We start from the raw sequence: 17117 nt of genomic DNA, 5'->3' as shown, positions 1-17117 counted from the left end.
CGCAATCAAAGCCGCGATCAAGCAAGGCCCGGAAGACCAAAATCCGGCCCTACAGAAAGCCGATCCATCGGCCGGCCACGACGGCGGCGAGCCAGACGAGAATCGAGACAGTGGCGCCCAGGCGGAGCGCAGTATCCGGCGTCCCGCCGGCCAGCACTGTCTTCCAGCCGGATCCGAGATGGACGGCTGCGACATTGGCGAGGCCGAGCGCGATCAGGCCGAGCTTGGCGAGGAATGCCGGGTTGCCGGCATATTCCGCCGGGCGGACGGAAAAGAGACAGAGGCCGGTGACGGCGGCGAGCGCCAGGCCCACGGCCGCCAGGCGCGAAAGATACGGCGCGACCGCTGCAAGCGGCAGCGACCTTCCGAGGCCGAGTATCCTCAGGTCGAGGGCGAGGATCGCGCCGAACAGCGTGCCGATCGACAGGATATGCGCGGCATTGACGAACAGGTAGAGCGTGCCGGAGGCCTTCAGCGAGATTGCGAGCCCTGTTGTCGAAAGCCAGTCGAGCGCCTCCATGCCGCTAGTTCATCCGGATCCGATCGGGATAGATGTCGAATACCGTGCCGTTGACGGTGATGCGCACGGCCTTCATCCGCTTCTCGCTCTGGTCGAGCGAGCGGTTGCCGAGCACGACGACTTCGTCGCCCGGCTTGGCGGAGCCCTCGACGAAGCCGGCGCGCTGGGTCTGGCGCGGATTGCCGAGCTCGATCTTCCACAGGCCGTCGCCTTGCGTCTCGACCTGAAGCGAAGGATGGGGCGGGGCGATCGTCACCGTGCGGACGACTCCCGTCAGTTCGGATTGCTCCTCCTCGGCCCAGCTCCAGCCGTGATGGGCAAGGGCGGCGGTGGCGGCGAACGCCACGCCAGCGGCCGCCGCGGCAAGCATGCCGATCGATGTACGCATGACGCATTCCTTCCGTTTCGGTGGCAGGTGAAAACGAAGGTAGCGTACACGTCCGCGAAGGCGAGACGGATCACCATTGCTTGAACGTTTGGTGCGCGGGCGGCCAGTCCATCGCCCCGGGCCGGCGCGGCCGGGGGCGATGGCCGGGGTCAGTAGAAGAGCTTCCAGCGCGTCGGGCGGAAGGACAGGATAGAGCCGTTCGACGCGGACGCTTCCAGCGGCACCTCGACCTCGACGTGACAGGGCTTCTCGGGGGAGCCGAGCTCGATCTCGGCAATTCGGGTGCCGGCGAGGCGGCGGCTGGAGGTGACGGGTCCGGTCATGCCCGGCCCCTCCTCGATCAGGGAGACGTCCTGCGGCCGGAAGAACAGGCGCGCCTCGCCGTCGCGCTGCGCCGTCAACCCGGTCGGCGCGCCGTGGAAATGCACCACGCCGCCCTCGACCTTGACCGGCAGGCTGGCGCTTTCGCCGATGAAGGAAAAGACGAAGGGCGAGTTCGGGCGGTCGTAGACGTCGTCCGACGAGCCGACTTGCTCGATCTTTCCCTGGCTCATGACCACGACGCGGTCGGCGAGCTCCAGCGCCTCTTCCTGGTCGTGGGTGACGAACACCGTCGTATGGCCGGTGCGATCGTGGAAGTCGCGCAGCCAGCGGCGCAGTTCCTTGCGCACCTTGGCGTCGAGCGCACCGAACGGCTCGTCGAGCAGCAGCACCTTCGGCTCGATCGCCATGGCGCGGGCGAGCGCCACGCGCTGGCGCTGGCCGCCGGAAAGCTGGCTGGGGAAGCGCTTTTCCAGGCCGTTGAGCTGCACCATCTCCAGAAGCTCCAGCGCGCGGCGACGGATCTCGGCCTTGGGCGGGCGCTGCCCCTTCGGGCGCACCTTCAGGCCGAAGGCGACGTTGTCGAGCACGCTCATGTGGCGGAACAGGGCATAGTGCTGGAACACGAAGCCGACATTGCGCTCCTGGACGGACCGGTAGGAGGCGTCCTCGTTGCCGAAGAAGATGCGGCCCTGTGTCGGCTGCTCGAGGCCGGCGATCAGCCGCAGCAGCGTCGTCTTGCCCGAGCCGGAGGGACCGAGCAGGGCGATCAGTTCGCCCGATTCGATCTTCAGCGAGACGTCGTGCAAAGCGGGGTAGAGGTCGAATTCCTTGCGGATCTTTTCAACGCGAATTTCCATGTGCGGTCTGTTCTTCTCAGTGTTTCTGGCCGGCCGACAGCTCGGAACCGTAGCGCGTTTCTAGAATTGTGCGAAGCACGAGCGTCAGCAGCGCCAAGAGCGCCAGGAGCGAGGCGACGGCGAAGGCGCCGACCACGTTATAGTCGTTATAGAGGATCTCGACATGCAGCGGCATGGTGTTGGTCAGCCCGCGGATATGCCCGGAAACGACCGAGACGGCGCCGAACTCGCCCATGGCGCGGGCATTGCAGAGCAGCACGCCATACAGAAGCGCCCACTTGATGTTCGGCACGGTGACGTACCAGAAGGCCTGCCAGCCGTTGGCGCCGAGCGAGATCGCCGCCTCCTCGTCGCCGGTCCCCTGGTCCTGCATCAGCGGGATCAGTTCGCGGGCGACGAAGGGGAAGGTGACGAAGATCGTCGCCAGCACGATGCCGGGCACGGCAAAGACGATCTGCAGGCCATGCGACTTCAGGATCGGGCCCAGCACCGAATTGGCGCCGAACAGCAGCACGTAGACCAGGCCGGAGATGACCGGGGAAACCGAGAACGGCAGGTCGATCAGCGTGATCAGGAAGGACTTTCCGCGAAACTCGAACTTGGCGATCGCCCAGGAGGCGGCAAGGCCGAAGAGAAGGTTTGCGGGAACGGCGATGGCGGCGACCAGCAGCGTCAGCCTGATCGCCTTGACCGCGTCGGGCTCCTGCAGGGCCAGAATATATTCCTCCCAGCCCTTGCTGAAGGCCTCGGTGAAGACGATCACCAGCGGCGTGAGGACGAAGAGGGCGAGGAAGGCGAGAACGGCTGCGATCAGCGCCCAGCGGACGGGCGCGCTTTCGGTGATCGGGTTCTTGAAGCGCTCATTGCTCATAGCCGAACCTCCGCCTGCTCCAGGCCTGGATGAAATTGATGAGGAACAGCATCAGGAAGGAAATGATCAGCATGACGGTGGCGATCACCGTCGCCGCGCCATAGTCGAATTCCTCCAGCCGGATGACGATCAGCAGCGGGGCGATCTCCGAGACGAAGGGGATGTTACCGGCGATGAAGATGACGGAGCCGTATTCGCCGATGCCGCGGGCGAGCGCGAGCGAAAAGCCGGTGAGGATCGCCGGCGTCAGGCCCGGCAGGATGACCCGGAAGATCGTCTGGAAGCGGCTGGCGCCGAGAGAGGCCGCGGCCTCCTCGACCTCCTGGCTGATCTCCTGCATCACCGGCTGCACCGTGCGCACGACGAAGGGCAGGCCGATCGCGATCAGCGCCACGACGATGCCGAGCGGCGAATAGGCCACCTTGATGCCAAGGGGCGCGAGCAGGCTGCCGATCATGCCGTTCGGCGCATAGATCGCGGTGAGCGCAATACCGGCGACGGCGGTCGGGATGGCGAACGGCAGGTCGACGACCGCATCGACGATGCGGCGGCCGGGGAAATTGTAGCGCACCAGAACCCAGGCGGCGACGACGCCGAAGACGACGTTGACGACGGCGGCGATCAGCGCGGTCGAAAACGAGATCCTGAGTGCCGCCAGCGTGCGGGGATCGAGAACGAGGCGGAGAAAATCGGACCACCCGAGAGAAGCGGAACGCCAGGCGAGAGCCGCCAGCGGAATGAGAATGATGAGCGTCAGGTAGGCAAGCGTAAACCCGAGCGTCAGTCCGAATCCTGGAATGACGCTCGGGTTTTTCCAATGCCACCGCGCAGCGCTGCGGGCGGATGTCATGTCGTTGTCAGTGCTCCTCGGTATCAGTTCCCGGGCTTATAGACCTGATCGAAGATTCCGCCATCCCCGAAGAACTCGGGCTGCGCCTTCTTCCATCCGCCAAAGTCCTCGATCGTCACGAGCTCCAGCTTCGGAAACTTCTCGAGCAGCGCCGGATCGACGATGGACGGATCCGATGGGCGATAGAAGTTCTTGGCCGCGAGATTCTGGCCGTCCTTGCTATAGAGATACTCGAGGTAGGCGTTGGCAAGCTTTTCCGTGCCCTTGGCCTCAACATTGCCCTTCACCACTGCGACGGGCGGCTCGGCGTAGACCGAGATCGACGGCGCGACGATCTCGAACTCCTCCGGGCCGAGTTCCTCGAGCGCCAGCCAGGCCTCGTTCTCCCAGGCCAGCAGTACGTCGCCGATGCCGCGCTCGACGAAGGTGGTGGTGGAGCCACGCGCGCCGGTGTCGAGGACCGGTACGTGCTTGAAGAGCGTGGTGACGTATTCGGTCACCTTGGCCTTGTCGCCACCGAACTCCTTGTCGGCCCAGGCCCAGGCAGCGAGGAAGTTCCAGCGCGCGCCGCCCGAGGTCTTCGGGTTCGGCGTGATGACCTGGATGTCGTCCTTGATCAGGTCGCCCCAGTCCTTGACGCCCTTGGGATTGCCCTTGCGAACGAGGAAGACGATCGTCGACGAATAGGGCGTCGACTTGTTCGGCAGCAGCGTGCGCCAGTTTTCCGGGATCTTCTTGGAGTGCTCGGCAATGGCGTCGATATCGGCCTCGAGCGCCAGGGTGACAACGTCGGCCTCCAGGCCGTCGATGACGGAGCGGGCCTGCTTGCCGGAACCGCCGTGCGACTGCTGGATCGAGACGTCTTCGCCGGTCTCGGCCTTCCAGTGGGTGGCAAAGGCGGCGTTGTATTGCTTGTAGAGCTCACGGGTCGGATCGTAGGACACGTTCAGCAGCGTCGTTTCCGCCCAGGCGGCGGTGAGGCTGCCGGCGGCCAGGCCAAGGCCCAGGACGACTGCACTCAAGCGTTTGGAAATAATGGACATTTTCCACTCCCTCTTCGGTTCGTGAACAAACTCTATCTAGTTAGTAGAGTGAGTCAACATTGAAGGCGGACTTTGCAAAAGTGGTTCCCTGCGACGCTCGGGACGGCAAAACCGTTCCCATGACCGGGGGGCCCGGCGACATGCTTCTGCCGCAAAAACGCCACAACACGAAACGCGACCGGCGTCGATCCGACCGGTCGGATCGGGGTTTTCCACCGCCTCCCGGCCTGCAGAACGCGCTCTGCCGCGGCACGAACGCCGCCACCTTAGGGCAGAAATCGCGCTTGCGGAAGCCGGTGCATCGCTTCGGCCGAAGCCTCGATGGCGCCGATGGAGGGCCGGGAAACCGCTTCCCCCCGGCGGCCGGCCCCGACGGCGAGGCGGCAGGAATTCTTTGATCGGCGCGAGATGGAGAGATATTTGCTCTAAGCCAGAACGAATGGAAATCCGTTTTCCTGTCCGCCCCGGGGCCCGGCTGCGATAATCCGGGCAACTTTGGACAGGGTCTTTTTCCATGACTGCAGTGACGGAACACAGCGCCGCCAGGACGCTCAACGAACAACTTGCCGAACTCGACCTGGCAGCGCGGCTTGCGCTCGTCGCCAGCCTCGGCGGCCGCACGGTCTTCACCACCAGCCTCGGCATCGAGGACCAGGTGATCACCGCCGAGATCGGCCTGAACCGCCTGCCGATCGACGTCTCGACGCTCGAGACCGGCCGCCTTTTCAAGGAGACGGCGGACCTGATCGGCGAGACCGAGGAACGCTTCGGCATCGAGATCGTCCGCTACCACCCGCAGAAGGACGACCTGGACGCCTATATCGCCCAGTACGGCCTCAACGGCTTCTATGAGAGCGTCGAAGCGCGGCACGCCTGTTGTGGCGCGCGCAAGCTCAAGCCGCTTGCGCGCGCACTCGAAGGGGCATCCTTCTGGATCACCGGCCTGCGCCGCGGCCAGTCGGGCAACCGGGCGGAAACGCCGTTTGCCGAGTACGACGCCGAGCGCAACCTGATCAAGGTGAACCCGCTTGCCGACTGGGATCTCGATACGATAAACGCCTACGTGGCCGACAACGCCGTGCCGGTGAACCCGCTGCATGCGCGCGGTTATCCCTCGATCGGCTGCGAGCCCTGCACCCGTGCCATCAAGCCGGGCGAGCCCGAGCGCGCCGGCCGCTGGTGGTGGGAGAACGACGAGAAGCGCGAATGCGGTCTCCACGTTCCCGACGCCGCCATACCTTCGCTCAATTCAAGTTCGCTCTAAGGCCCCTTCCCCCGGCCGAACAGATTTCCGGAGACCGTCAGAGAATGTCCGATTCCCGCAACGAGGCGGAAGCCAAGGGTGCTGCAGCATCCAAGCCGCCGCTCGATCCCCATCTCAAGGCGCTCGAAAACGAGGCCATCCACATCTTCCGCGAGGTCGCCGCCGAATTCGAACGGCCGGTGATGCTCTATTCGATTGGCAAGGATTCGTCGGTCCTGCTGCATCTCGCCCGCAAGGCCTTCCATCCCGGCCGCATCCCCTTCCCGCTGCTGCACGTCAACACCGGCTGGAAGTTCGCCGAGATGATCTCCTTCCGCGACGAGATCGTGAAGCGCTATGACCTCGACCTGATCGAGCACATCAACCCGCGCGGTGCGGCCGAGAACGTCACGCCGTTCACGCACGGCTCGGCCCGCTACACCGACATCATGAAGACCGAAGCGCTGCGCCACGCGCTCGACGCGGGCAAGTACGACGCAGCCTTCGGCGGCGCGCGCCGCGACGAGGAAGCCTCGCGCGCCAAGGAGCGGATCTATTCGTTCCGCACGCCGGACCATCGCTGGGACCCGCGCAACCAGCGCCCGGAACTGTGGAACATCTACAACGGCATGATCAGCCGCGGCGAGAGCGTGCGCGCCTTCCCGCTGTCTAACTGGACCGAAGTCGACATCTGGCGCTACATCCAGGCCGAGAACATCCCGATCGTGCCGCTCTACTTTGCCGAGAAGCGCCCGTATGTCGAGCGCGACGGCATGATGATCCTGGCCGAGGACCCGCGGCTGGAGCTTCTTCCCGGCGAGACGAAACAGGAGGGCCTGATCCGCTTCCGCACGCTCGGCTGCTTCCCGCTGACCGGCGCGATCCGGTCCGCTGCCACGACGCTGGACGACATCATCTCGGAGCTGGAAACCGCAACCGTCTCCGAACGCCAGGGCCGCGCGATCGACCGCGACCAGTCCGGCTCCATGGAAAAGAAGAAGCGTGAAGGGTATTTCTAAAATGACCGCATCGGCAACTGCAACCGTCAGCGCCTTCCCGGCCGTCGAGACCGAACGCGTCACGCGCGATACGCGGCCGCTGCGGCTGATCACCTGCGGCAGCGTGGATGACGGCAAGTCGACGCTGATCGGCCGCCTGCTCTGGGATACCAAGGCAGTCAAGGAAGACCAGGCGGCAACGCTGCAGCGCGATTCCTCCGGCAAGCAGAACGACCTCGGCCTGCCCGATTTCGCGCTTTTGCTCGACGGCCTGCAGGCCGAGCGCGAGCAGGGCATCACCATCGACGTCGCCTATCGCTATTTCTCGACGGATCGTCGCTCCTTCATCGTCGCCGACACGCCCGGCCACGAGCAATATACCCGCAACATGGCGACGGGTGCGTCGACCGCCGACCTCGCCGTGCTCCTCGTCGATGCCCGCACCGGCATTCTCGAGCAGACGCGCCGGCATGCCACCATCGCCACCCTGATGGGCATTCGCCAGTTCGTGCTCGCCGTCAACAAGATCGACCTGACCGGCTACGACCGCGCCCGGTTCGACGAGATCAGCCACGAGTTCAAGGAACTGGCGCTGTCGCTCGGCGTCAAGCAGATCACCGCGATCCCGGTCTCGGCGCTGAAGGGCGAGAACGTCGTCTATGACGGCCGCGCCTCGATGCCGTGGTACGAGGGACCGACGCTGGTCGAGACGCTGGAGAAGGCGACCGCCCGCTCCAACCAGACGGTCGGCTTCCGCCTGCCGGTCCAGCGCGTCTCGCGTCCGGGCGAGAGCTTCCGCGGCTACCAGGGCACGGTTGCCGGCGGCGCGGTGAAGCCCGGCGACAGCGTCGTCGTGCTTCCTTCCGGCATGGTCGCCAACGTCAAGCAGATCGTCACCTTCGACCTCGTGCGCAATGCCGCGGTCGGCGGCGACGCGATCACACTCGTCCTCGACCGCCAGGTCGACGTCTCCCGCGGCGACATGATCGTCTCGATCGACAGCCAGCCGATGACCGGCCGCAGCTTCGACGCCCAGCTCGTCGCCCTGCAGCCGGACGGGATTGAGCCGGGCAAGCGCTACTGGCTGAAGAGCGGCAGCCGACGCCAGCGCGTCAGCGTCGCACCGGCAAGCCAGCTCGACCTGAAGAACGGCAACTGGACCGCAACCGACAAGCTTGCGATGAACGCCATCGGCAAGGTGGCGCTGTCCTTCGACGAGCAGGCGGTCTTCGACACCTACGAGCAGAACCGCACGACCGGCGCCTTCATCCTGATCGACCCCGACACGCACAACACCGTTGCGGGCGGGATGATCACCGGGCGGCATTCCGAACTCGGCGGCATCCACAAGGGCGACGAGCGGGTGATCCTGTCGCTGCCGGCCGATCTTGCGGACAGGCTGATGGCGACCGAGATCTTCGCAAGCCGCCGCCACGACGCCGAGGTGCGCCACACCAACGCCGGCCGCGCCGCCGAGATCCTCGCCGACCTGGACGAGTGAACGGGGCATTCCGGAACGAACGAGCGGGGCCTTTACCGGCACGTGCAGGATCGCATCGACAAGGAACCGCTTGCAGCGCAAACGCTGCGAGCGGTTTTTTTTCGGCCGGGAGTAACGAGCATCCGGTCGGGTCGAGCTCCGAACGGCGCCCAATTTCGGCGGACCGTGCGGAGCGAGCGGGCGGCACCTCTTCGCTCGCCTGACACGATCAGACCGCAGCAGGTGCTTGTGTTCCAAGGAAGCATCGTGGCATTAGGACGTCTTCCTTTCGGAGATCGACACATGGCGAAAACCCGCATGGCCGGACGAGCGTTAAAAGGGCTGGTATTGACCGCATCCCTCTTTGCGTGGGTGCCGGCGAATGCAACGCCTGTGCTCGTCGTGGACGCCGACAGCCGTCAGGTGCTCTATCAGGAGGATGCCGCGGTGCAGTGGTATCCGGCCTCGACGACCAAGCTGATGACGGCACTCGTGGTGTTCGAAGCACTTCGATCCGGCGAGGTGACCTTGGCTACGCCGGTCACCATGAGCCGCGCCGCGATGAAACAGGCATTTCTGGAGTCCGGCCTGACCGTCGGCCGCGCGATGACGCTCGAAGATTCGCTCTATGCCCTGATCACCGCATCGGCGAACGACGTCGCCGTAGCGCTTGCAGAGACCGTGTCCACCGACGAGGCGTCCTTCGTCCGGCGAATGAACGACACGGCAGCGCGCCTCGGTCTTACGGGCACCCATTTCTCCAGTCCGAACGGCCTGTTCGACCGGAACACCTATTCGACCGCACGCGATCTCGCGATCCTCGGACTGGAAGTGGACCGACAGTTTCCCGAGTACCGGCGCTTCTTCCTGGCGTCGGCAGTCACGATCGACGGCAAGGAAATCAAGTCCAACAACCTGCTGTTGACCCGCTTCGGCGGCACCATCGGAATGAAGACCGGCTTTCTGTGCGCATCCGGACGAAACTTCGTCGGGCTTGCCACGCGCAATGGAAAGCGCATTATGGTCGTCATCCTGGGCGCGACCACGGAACGCGAACGCAACGAACGATCCGCGCAATATCTGACGCAGGCCTTCGAAGGCCGCCTGTCTGCCGGTGCGGGGCTCGTGGACAATCTGCGAAACCGGACCGACGTCGCGCCGCAGGACATGCGCGTCCGCCTCTGCACCGACCAGAGCGCGGCTTACGAGGCGAGCCGGGACGCTCTCTATCCGATGGGCCTGCCGGGTCATGAAACCTATCTGCGGGATCAGATCCCAGGGCAGGTGCACGCGATCACGACCTGGGCCGACGACAAGGCCGCGGACGTTCCGATACCCACGCCACGTCCGTCCTGACCACTGCGGCCAACCGTTTCCGCGGGATGCGGCCAGCACGCGCAATTGCGGCTGACGGCGCGAACCCGCCGTCATGCCCGCCAGATGGTCAGCGACAGCCTGTGGTCGGGCCTGGTCAGACGAAGCTGAAGTCGTCGGCTGCCACGGACGTGCGCGGGGTCAGCATCGCAAACGTCACGGCATCCGCGTCGCCCGTTCCGTCCGCGTCGAACATCAGCCGGCCTGAGGACTTGTGGTAGATGATGCGGTCGTCGGCATCGAGGGCTGCCCTGCCCTTGACGAAGGCCTCCGGATCGAGGGCGCCTGTGGCGATGCCTGTGAAGACGGCGCTGTCCAGCCGGATCTCGTCGCTTCCGGAGGAAAAGTCCGTGATCCAGTCGACATTGCCGCGGCCGGGCCTTGTGTCGAAGACGAAGGCATCGCTGCCCTTTCCGCCGACCAGAACGTCGCGGCCGGTTCCGCCATCCAGGACGTCGTCGCCCTTGCCGCCGCTCACGAAATCTTCGCCCTTGCCGCCGTCGAGGGTATCGTTGCCGGCGCCGCCGCGCAGGCGATCTTGGCCCGCCCCGCCTTCCAGCGTGTCGTCGAAGGCGCTGCCCCTGATCCGGTCGTTGCCGGCCAGGGCCGCAACCAGAACGGCATGATCGTAGGCCTCGTAGCTGACGACGTCCTTCGCACCGGTGAGGGTGATCGGTTCTGCGGGCGGCACCACGGTGATGGTGATGGTGGCGAGACTGCTGCTGGCCTGGCCGTCGGTGGCGTAGATGGTGAAGGTGTCGGTGCCGGTGAAGCCCGCTTCGGCGGCATAGTCGAAGAGATTGCCGCTCAGGAAGTGGTGATAATGGAGGCTGTCGAAGTAATGGCCTTGCGGAAAGGGGTAGTGGCCTTCCTCGAATCGCGTCTCCTGCGACAGCGTCCCATGGTCCGGGCCGTCGACGACGACGAAGGACAACAGGTCGTAATCGGCATCGGTTGCGGCAAAGGCGACGTCGTCCAGGGACTGTCCCGGCGAGAGGGTGAAGCTCATGTCGGTGGTGATCGGCGCGTGATTGACGAAGGTGTCGGGCTGGAGCACACCGTCTTCCACGATGATCTCATGCCTGCCGTACTGGGTGTTTTCGCCGCCGAAATATTCGGTGGCGCCTTGCCAGGCCACCGTGATGTCGTCGGGACTTTCGGCGGTCACCGACAGGATCTCGGTCGAGCGGTAGGCCGCCCGGGCGGACAGGGTGCGGATGTAGTTGCCTTCGTTGTCGAAGACGACCGTGTCCACCGTCGTGAACATCTGGGTCCGGCCGTCATTGGTGAAGGTGGTCAGGGTGAAGAAACCGTCGAAGACGTCGATCGAGGCGATGTCGATCCCGCCGAACGGAAAGTCCGAGACGGCGCCGACCGGCCCGAGGACGTCACCGTCGCTCCCGGTGATACGGAAAAGGATCGCGTCGGGGCTCTCGTTGTTGACGTCTTCCCAGACATCAAGCTCGCTGCCATTGCTCAAGGTGGGCATTGTGATTTCCTTCGCACTGGGGGAATCGGAGGGCGAGTGTCCTTGCACGGGCGCAGGTTAACGGCACGCGTCAGGCGATCAACCCGCCAGATCGGGCGGGGCCGCCGGTTACCTTCAGCGGACGAAGCTGTGTGTTGGCGGGACAGGGAGAGGGGCAGCAACAGGTACGGGCGCCGCGCGCCCGGCCCGTTATGGAAGTCCTGCCGCGCCGAGGCGCTCCGTCAGCCAGTCGCGGTAGCCCGCCTCGCGGGCCAGGAGGAGACGCCGGAGGTATCGGCCATCGAGAGACGGCACCGTCTGGCGGACATGGTCGACGCCGGCCCGCGCCGTTTCCGCTTCCCCCAGGGCGCCGTGCGCCGCAGCCCGCAGCAGGCGGGCCCAGTGATATTCCGGCAGGACTGCGAGGAAACGGTCCAGGCCCGCGATCGCCCGCTCGAATTCGCCGGCCGACAGATGGGCATCGGCGCGGAAGAGAAACACTGGATGATAGTCCGGGTTGGTCTGGTCGGCCAGGTCGAATGCCGCATGCGCCTCCTCGATCCTGCCCGCGCAGGTCAGGCCCGTGCCGAGCCAGGTATGGAATTCGGCATCGTTGGGATTGAGGTCGACGGCGCGGCGGAGCGCATCGAGCCCGGCGCGGCTGTCGCCCAGGTAGGTCTGCGCAAGGCCGAGGGCGCTCAGCAGGTAGGGCTCCCGGTCGTTCAGCCTGAGGCCGGCGAGTACCATGTCGCGCGCCTGCCGGAAGGCCTCCTGCGGATCATCGGTCCAGCCGTTGAAGGCGCAATGGAAATTGGTCCAGGCCAGGCTCTCGCGGACGAGTACATGGCGCGGATCGGCCAGCAGCAACCGGTCGCACAGCCGGCGCGTCAGCTCCATCCCCGCCCTCGTCGGCCGCTGGATGTGGTAGAACACCTGCAGGTAGATCTGCTCGGAGCCGGCATTGTCCCGCGGCTCGGCATCGGCGTCGCCGGCGGCGTGCCACATCAGGATCTGGTACAGGCTGCCGACGATGGCGCGGATCAGCCTGTCCTGCCCGTCTGGCGCATCGAGAGCGGTTGCCGGGTATCGCCGGCTCCAGATCTGCGTGCCGCTGTCCACGGAGGCCAGTTGCACCAGCACCGCCCCGCCCTGTTGAGCGGCTTCATACGACAGTTCCACCACGTAGGCGGCGTTCACGCGGCGGCCGATCTCCTCGATCGTGAGATCCTTTGCCCTCAGCGCCAGCATCGTCGCCGCGGCGACCACGGATATGGGCGAGAACCGCCCCAGTTCGGCGATCATCCGCCGCGTCAGCGTCTCTGAGACGCCGTCGAGGGCTTCGTTGCGGGAGAGATTGACCATCGGCAGGACGGCGACCCGCGGCCTGTTCTGCGCCGGCCGGCCGTCCGGGGCTGGGTGGTCCGGAGCCGGGCGGCTGTCCGGGGCGCCGCCAGTCTCGCCGCGGACGTGGTCCACGAGCCTCCTCGTCTCCGCGTCCATCGAAACGCCGAGGCCGCTCTCCAGCAGCGCCTGCAGCGTGTCGCAGTGGCGCAAGGCGCGGGCGCGCTCGCCGCGTTCGAGATGGCCGCGCAGGATGACGCGGTGGGCGGGCTCGTGATAGGGATCGTGCAGCAAGGTGCAGCGGGCCGCAGCCAGCGCCTGCCCGGCGTCGCCGGCCTTCTCCATCGCCGCGGCAAAACCCGTCAGGCAGTCGATCAGACGGTCGCGGTGGCGATCGCGTTCGATGTGTAGCCATGTATCGAGGGCCTCGTCCTGGAAGCTCAGGCCTTCCAGGAACTCGCCGTCATAGCTGTCGCCGGAAAGATCCAGCCACCCCGTCGCGGCCGCCTCGGCCAGGGCGTCGGCGTCGCTTGCAAGCGCCCCCTTCTCTATCCAGCCGGAAGCGTGGTCGATCACGACAGGCGATGGGCCGTGGCCCTCGACGGCGTGCCGGATGGCGAAAAGGGCCTGCCTGAGGCTGTTCCTCGCATGCTCCTCGCTCTGCTCGGGCCACAGCAGACCGGCGAGCCTGGAGCGCGGGACGGGCTTGCCGCCGGCCAGCGCCAGCATGGCGATCAGGACACGGTGCTTGCGTGACGGTATGGCGATATTTTCGCCATTCGGGGCGAGCAATTGGAACCGGCCATACAAGCGCAGCGAAAAGCCCAACAGAACCTCGCAGAAAACCTGATCCCCGGCCTTCAATGTAACGCTAATATAACGGCGCAAAAGCGGCAAGCTGACATAGTCCGAAACCGTTCCAATCTGAACGCGGGGGCGGAGGTTCGGGCATTGATCAGGACGCTTTCGGGGATGATCGCCGCACTGGTCGTGGCAGGCGCACCGGCTGCCCTTGCAGCTCCTTGCGTCGATATCGCGCTCGTGCTGGCCGTCGATGGATCCGGCAGCATCACCGACGACGAGTTCGCCTTCCAGAAGGGCGGAATTGCGGCGGCATTGCGCAGCGCCGAGGTGCGGCATGCGCTGGAGGCGGCGGGCACCGTGGCGCTCTCGGCAGTCTTCTGGGGCGACGGTGAATTCGCGTCGCAGAAACTCGAGTGGCACGTGGTGCGGAGCGGGTTCGGCCTGGATGCTTTCGCCAGCGAAATCGAGCGGACGCCGCGCAACGTCTTCGGCAACACCGATATCGGCAGCGGGATATGGAATGCGCTGGACATGCTGGCCGATCCCAGAATCTGCGCGGCCCGAACGCTGATCAACCTTTCGGGTGACGGTCGGGAGACGATCGCGCCCAAGCGGCGACAGGTGGCGTCGCTGCCGGTCGCGCGTCGGCGGGCGCGCGAAATGGGCGTTACCGTCAATGCCCTGACCGTATCGGACGAGGTGCCGGACCTCGCCGACTATTTTACAAAGTCCGTGATCGTCGGCGTTGGCTCGTTCGTGATGGATGTCAGGAGTGTGCGCGATTTTGCGGCAGCGTTCAGGAAGAAGCTGGTGCGCGAACTGTCACCGCAGACGGTTGCCGCCGTGGTGGGTCGGCGCCGGCCGCGTTGACGGTCCGGCGCCTTGTCTGGCTCAGAAAAAGAAATACCAGATCAGAAGCACGACGAAGAGCGGAACGCCCATCAACCACAAGATCAGTGCCCGAGCCATGATGTTCTCCTTTTGCAGATACGCTGGCTTTTGCAGATACGCTGGGGAGTGAACGGGCGACCGGGCCGATTGTTCCGCGGCGGGCCGCTTTCAGACCTGCCGGCAAGGCAGCAGAAAGGCCCCCGCGCCTCATGGTGCGCGAGGGCCTTCTCTCATGTCAGGCGCCGGGCTTTCGCGCCTGTTTGCGGGATCGTGGAGATCGCCGGCGGTCAGCGCGTGGCCAGCGCCTCGTCACCGGTCTCTTCGTTCGGCACGCGAGCGAAGTAGTTGGCGATCAAGGCGCCGGAAATGTTGTGCCAGACGCTGAAGATGGCGCTTGGGACAGCTGCGACCGGAGAGAAATGCGCGTTGGCCAGGGCAGCCCCCAGGCCGCTGTTCTGCATGCCGACCTCGATCGCGATCGCCTTGCGCTTGGCGACGGAAAGTCCGCTGACCTTCGCGGCGAGATAGCCCAGAAGGTAGCCGATGCCGTTGTGCAGGACGACGACGAGGAAGATCAGAAAGCCGGTGCTGGCGATCGCGGCCTTGCTGGCGCCGACGACGGCGGCGACGATCAGGACGATGCCGACGACGCTGACGAGCGGCAACGCCGGGACCGCCGCGGTGACGATGCCGGGCACCAACTTCTGCAAGGCGAAGCCCAGCGCCAGCGGCAACAGCACGACCTTGATGATGCTGATCAGCATCGCCATGGCATCCACCGGCAGGTACTGGCTGGCAAACAGCCAGACGAGGAACGGCGTCACGAGGGGGGCTGCCAGCGTGGTAACGCTCGTGCAGGCGACGCTCAGCGCAACGTCGCCCTTCGAAAGGTAGGTCATGACGTTGCTGGATGTGCCACCGGGGCAGCAGCCGACGAGAATGACGCCTGCAGCCACCTCCGGCGACATCGGGATCAGCATCGTCAGGATCACTGCGACCCCCGGCATGATGACGAACTGCGAAACGACGCCGATGCCGACGTCCACCGGGCGGCGTGCGACCTCGCGGAAATCGTCGAGCGACAACGTCAGGCCCATGCCGAACATGATGACGCCGAGGAGCGTGACGATGTACGGCGTCAGTTGCTTGAACGTGTCGGGGAGGACGAAGCCGAGAACGGCGAAGAGGATGACCCAGAGGGCGAATGTCTTTCCGACGAAGGCGGAAAGGGATGCGATGGCTTTCACAACAGTCTCCAAAACGAAAAATCCGCCCCGCAGTACGCCCGCGGGACGGAGGTTTCAATCGAAAATGTCACAAAATTGCGTCCGATCGATCTCTGACGACAGAAACTATCGCTCGCGGAACGCCTTGGCGAAATAGTCGGCCAGCGGCTTGATCAGATATTCCATCGGCGAGCGCTCGGCGGTCTGGATGAAGGTCTCGACCGGCATGCCGGGCATCACGTGCTTGTCCTCACCGAGCTTCAGCATCTCGCCGGCATCCGGCTTGATCTCCGCCTGGTAATAGGTCGCACCGGTGCGCTGGTCCTGCAGCACGTCGGCCGCCACCTTTGTCACATGGCCGAAGATTTCCGGCGTCGAGCGGTGGTCGAAAGCGCCGAAGCGGATGTGGGCCACCTGGCCGATATGGACCTGGTCGATCTGGGTCGGCGAGATCTGGGTCTTGATGACGAGGTCGTTTTCCTGCGGGATGATGAACATCAGCGCATCGGCCGGCTTGATGACCGAGCGCAGCGCATGCACCTGCATGCCGAGCACCACGCCCGGGACCGGGGCGGTGATGTCCATGCGGCTCAGCGTCTCGTGCTTGGCCGTGCGGTTTTCCTTCAGCTCGGCGATCTTGGCCTCGATCTCGCGCAGCGACGTGGTCGCCTCCTCGCGCATGTCGGAATCGACGTTGAGGATCGCAAGCTCGATCTCGGCGACCTTGCCGGCGTTCTCGGCGATGCTCGACTTCGCCTGGCTGATCGTGCCGGAGATCTCCGCCTCCTCGCGCTGCAGTTGCAGCACGCGGCTGGCATTGGTCAGCGACTGCTTCAAGAGCTTGTTCTGAGCGTCGAGCTCCTGGCTGATCAGCTTCAGCTGGGTCTCCAGGGCGGCGATGCGGCTGTCGAGACCCTCGTTCTGCTTGCCGATCTGGTTCTTGCGCTCGGTCAGCTGGCCGATCTGCTTGTCGCGGGTTTCGCGGCGCGCCTTCATCAACCGCGTCTGGCCGTCGATGATCTCGGCTACTTCCGGATCGGACTTGGCGCGCTCGATCATCTCCGGATCGAAGTTGATCTCCGGCTTCTCGTCCTGCTCGGCGATCAGGCGCGCGGCGGTGCCCATCAGGCTGTAGAGCTGGCTTTCGATGACGGCGAGCTCGGACTGGTCGAAGGTGTCGTCGAGGCGCATCAGCACGTCGCCGGCATTCACCCGGTCGCCTTCGTGCACGTTGATCTTGCCGACGACGCCGCCTGTTAGGTGCTGCACGACCTGGCGATTGCTCGCCACTTCGATGATGCCGCTTGCCACGACCGCGCCGTTGATCCTCGTCAGGGCCGCCCACGATGCCATGCCGCCGAGCAGCAGGAACACCGTGGTGTAGCCGATGAGAGCGTAGTTGCGACCGCTCCAGGTCTTGTTCATGGTACTCATTCCTG

General features: G+C 65.2%; 16 protein-coding genes. 6 read left to right on the top strand and 10 right to left on the bottom strand.

Going from position 1 to position 17117, the window contains the following annotated elements:
• Nucleotides 1-49 precede the first annotated feature (49 nt).
• The 6 genes from GGQ64_RS05735 to GGQ64_RS05710 form a co-directional block, all read right to left on the bottom strand.
• Nucleotides 50-520 (bottom strand): DUF6644 family protein, encoded by a 471-nt coding sequence (locus GGQ64_RS05735; protein WP_183800382.1) that lies wholly within the window; start codon nt 518-520, stop codon nt 50-52.
• Nucleotides 521-524: 4 nt separating this feature from the next.
• Nucleotides 525-908, bottom strand: a complete 384-nt coding sequence (locus tag GGQ64_RS05730; protein ID WP_183800379.1) for a DUF6152 family protein — start codon at nt 906-908, stop codon at nt 525-527.
• A gap of 149 nt (nt 909-1057) precedes the next feature.
• Nucleotides 1058-2089, bottom strand: a complete 1032-nt coding sequence (locus tag GGQ64_RS05725; protein WP_183800376.1) for a sulfate/molybdate ABC transporter ATP-binding protein — start codon at nt 2087-2089, stop codon at nt 1058-1060.
• A 16-nt stretch (nt 2090-2105) separates the two neighbouring features.
• A complete protein-coding gene (gene cysW / locus GGQ64_RS05720; protein WP_183800373.1) occupies nt 2106-2960 on the bottom strand; it encodes a sulfate ABC transporter permease subunit CysW in 855 nt (284 codons plus the stop codon).
• Nucleotides 2950-3810, bottom strand: a complete 861-nt coding sequence (cysT, locus tag GGQ64_RS05715; protein ID WP_183800370.1) for a sulfate ABC transporter permease subunit CysT — start codon at nt 3808-3810, stop codon at nt 2950-2952. The genes cysW and cysT overlap by 11 nt, the downstream gene beginning before the upstream one ends.
• Before the next feature lie 23 nt (nt 3811-3833).
• Nucleotides 3834-4853, bottom strand: coding sequence for a sulfate ABC transporter substrate-binding protein (locus tag GGQ64_RS05710; RefSeq protein ID WP_183800368.1), 1020 nt, complete (start codon nt 4851-4853; stop codon nt 3834-3836).
• A gap of 59 nt (nt 4854-4912) precedes the next feature.
• Between GGQ64_RS05710 and GGQ64_RS27560 the strand changes: the two genes are divergently transcribed.
• From GGQ64_RS27560 to GGQ64_RS05690, 5 genes are all read left to right on the top strand, one after another.
• Nucleotides 4913-5251 carry a hypothetical protein gene (locus GGQ64_RS27560; protein WP_210300157.1) on the top strand — a complete coding sequence of 113 codons (339 nt, stop codon included), beginning with the start codon at nt 4913-4915 and terminating at the stop codon, nt 5249-5251.
• Between the two features lie 116 nt (nt 5252-5367).
• On the top strand, nt 5368-6117 hold the full coding sequence (locus GGQ64_RS05705; RefSeq protein WP_183800365.1) for a phosphoadenylyl-sulfate reductase: 750 nt from the start codon (nt 5368-5370) through the stop codon (nt 6115-6117).
• Nucleotides 6118-6161: 44 nt separating this feature from the next.
• On the top strand, nt 6162-7115 hold the full coding sequence (gene cysD / locus GGQ64_RS05700; RefSeq protein ID WP_183800362.1) for a sulfate adenylyltransferase subunit CysD: 954 nt from the start codon (nt 6162-6164) through the stop codon (nt 7113-7115).
• A gap of 1 nt (nt 7116) precedes the next feature.
• Complete coding sequence (cysN, locus tag GGQ64_RS05695) at nt 7117-8595, top strand: sulfate adenylyltransferase subunit CysN (protein WP_183800359.1); 1479 nt, start codon at nt 7117-7119, stop codon at nt 8593-8595.
• Between the two features lie 42 nt (nt 8596-8637).
• Nucleotides 8638-9930, top strand: a complete 1293-nt coding sequence (locus GGQ64_RS05690; RefSeq protein WP_210300156.1) for a serine hydrolase — start codon at nt 8638-8640, stop codon at nt 9928-9930.
• Nucleotides 9931-10045: 115 nt separating this feature from the next.
• Here the strand turns inward: GGQ64_RS05690 and GGQ64_RS28055 are convergent, their stop codons facing one another.
• Entirely contained in the window at nt 10046-11437 is a 1392-nt protein-coding gene (locus tag GGQ64_RS28055) for a calcium-binding protein (protein WP_183800357.1), read from the bottom strand.
• 189 nt (nt 11438-11626) lie between these two features.
• The gene (locus tag GGQ64_RS05680) at nt 11627-13549 is read right to left on the bottom strand and encodes a BTAD domain-containing putative transcriptional regulator (RefSeq protein WP_210300155.1); all 1923 of its coding nucleotides are present in this window, start codon (nt 13547-13549) and stop codon (nt 11627-11629) included.
• A 159-nt stretch (nt 13550-13708) separates the two neighbouring features.
• Between GGQ64_RS05680 and GGQ64_RS05675 the strand changes: the two genes are divergently transcribed.
• Nucleotides 13709-14431, top strand: a complete 723-nt coding sequence (locus tag GGQ64_RS05675) for a DUF1194 domain-containing protein (protein ID WP_183800350.1) — start codon at nt 13709-13711, stop codon at nt 14429-14431.
• Between the two features lie 308 nt (nt 14432-14739).
• Here the strand turns inward: GGQ64_RS05675 and GGQ64_RS05670 are convergent, their stop codons facing one another.
• A complete protein-coding gene (locus GGQ64_RS05670; RefSeq protein ID WP_183800347.1) occupies nt 14740-15699 on the bottom strand; it encodes a bile acid:sodium symporter in 960 nt (319 codons plus the stop codon).
• A gap of 105 nt (nt 15700-15804) precedes the next feature.
• A complete protein-coding gene (locus GGQ64_RS05665) occupies nt 15805-17112 on the bottom strand; it encodes an HlyD family type I secretion periplasmic adaptor subunit (protein WP_183800345.1) in 1308 nt (435 codons plus the stop codon).
• Nucleotides 17113-17117: the final 5 nt, after the last annotated feature.

This window comes from Mycoplana azooxidifex (genome assembly GCF_014196765.1).
GTDB classification, from domain to species: Bacteria; Pseudomonadota; Alphaproteobacteria; order Rhizobiales; family Rhizobiaceae; genus Mycoplana; species Mycoplana azooxidifex.
Note: the sequence above shows the minus strand (reverse complement) of the source record. Positions and strands in the feature narration are given on the sequence as shown.

Excerpts from the sequence above, each read along its gene's own strand:
- GGQ64_RS05735 (WP_183800382.1), bottom strand. The coding sequence starts at position 520 with ATGGAGGCGCTCGACTGGCTTTCGACAACAGGGCTCGCAATCTCGCTG.
- GGQ64_RS05730 (WP_183800379.1), bottom strand. The coding sequence starts at position 908 with ATGCGTACATCGATCGGCATGCTTGCCGCGGCGGCCGCTGGCGTGGCG.
- GGQ64_RS05725 (WP_183800376.1), bottom strand. The coding sequence starts at position 2,089 with ATGGAAATTCGCGTTGAAAAGATCCGCAAGGAATTCGACCTCTACCCC.
- cysW (WP_183800373.1), bottom strand. The coding sequence starts at position 2,960 with ATGAGCAATGAGCGCTTCAAGAACCCGATCACCGAAAGCGCGCCCGTC.
- cysT (WP_183800370.1), bottom strand. The coding sequence starts at position 3,810 with ATGACATCCGCCCGCAGCGCTGCGCGGTGGCATTGGAAAAACCCGAGC.
- GGQ64_RS05710 (WP_183800368.1), bottom strand. The coding sequence starts at position 4,853 with ATGTCCATTATTTCCAAACGCTTGAGTGCAGTCGTCCTGGGCCTTGGC.
- GGQ64_RS05705 (WP_183800365.1), top strand. The coding sequence starts at position 5,368 with ATGACTGCAGTGACGGAACACAGCGCCGCCAGGACGCTCAACGAACAA.
- cysD (WP_183800362.1), top strand. The coding sequence starts at position 6,162 with ATGTCCGATTCCCGCAACGAGGCGGAAGCCAAGGGTGCTGCAGCATCC.
- cysN (WP_183800359.1), top strand. The coding sequence starts at position 7,117 with ATGACCGCATCGGCAACTGCAACCGTCAGCGCCTTCCCGGCCGTCGAG.
- GGQ64_RS28055 (WP_183800357.1), bottom strand. The coding sequence starts at position 11,437 with ATGCCCACCTTGAGCAATGGCAGCGAGCTTGATGTCTGGGAAGACGTC.
- GGQ64_RS05665 (WP_183800345.1), bottom strand. The coding sequence starts at position 17,112 with ATGAGTACCATGAACAAGACCTGGAGCGGTCGCAACTACGCTCTCATC.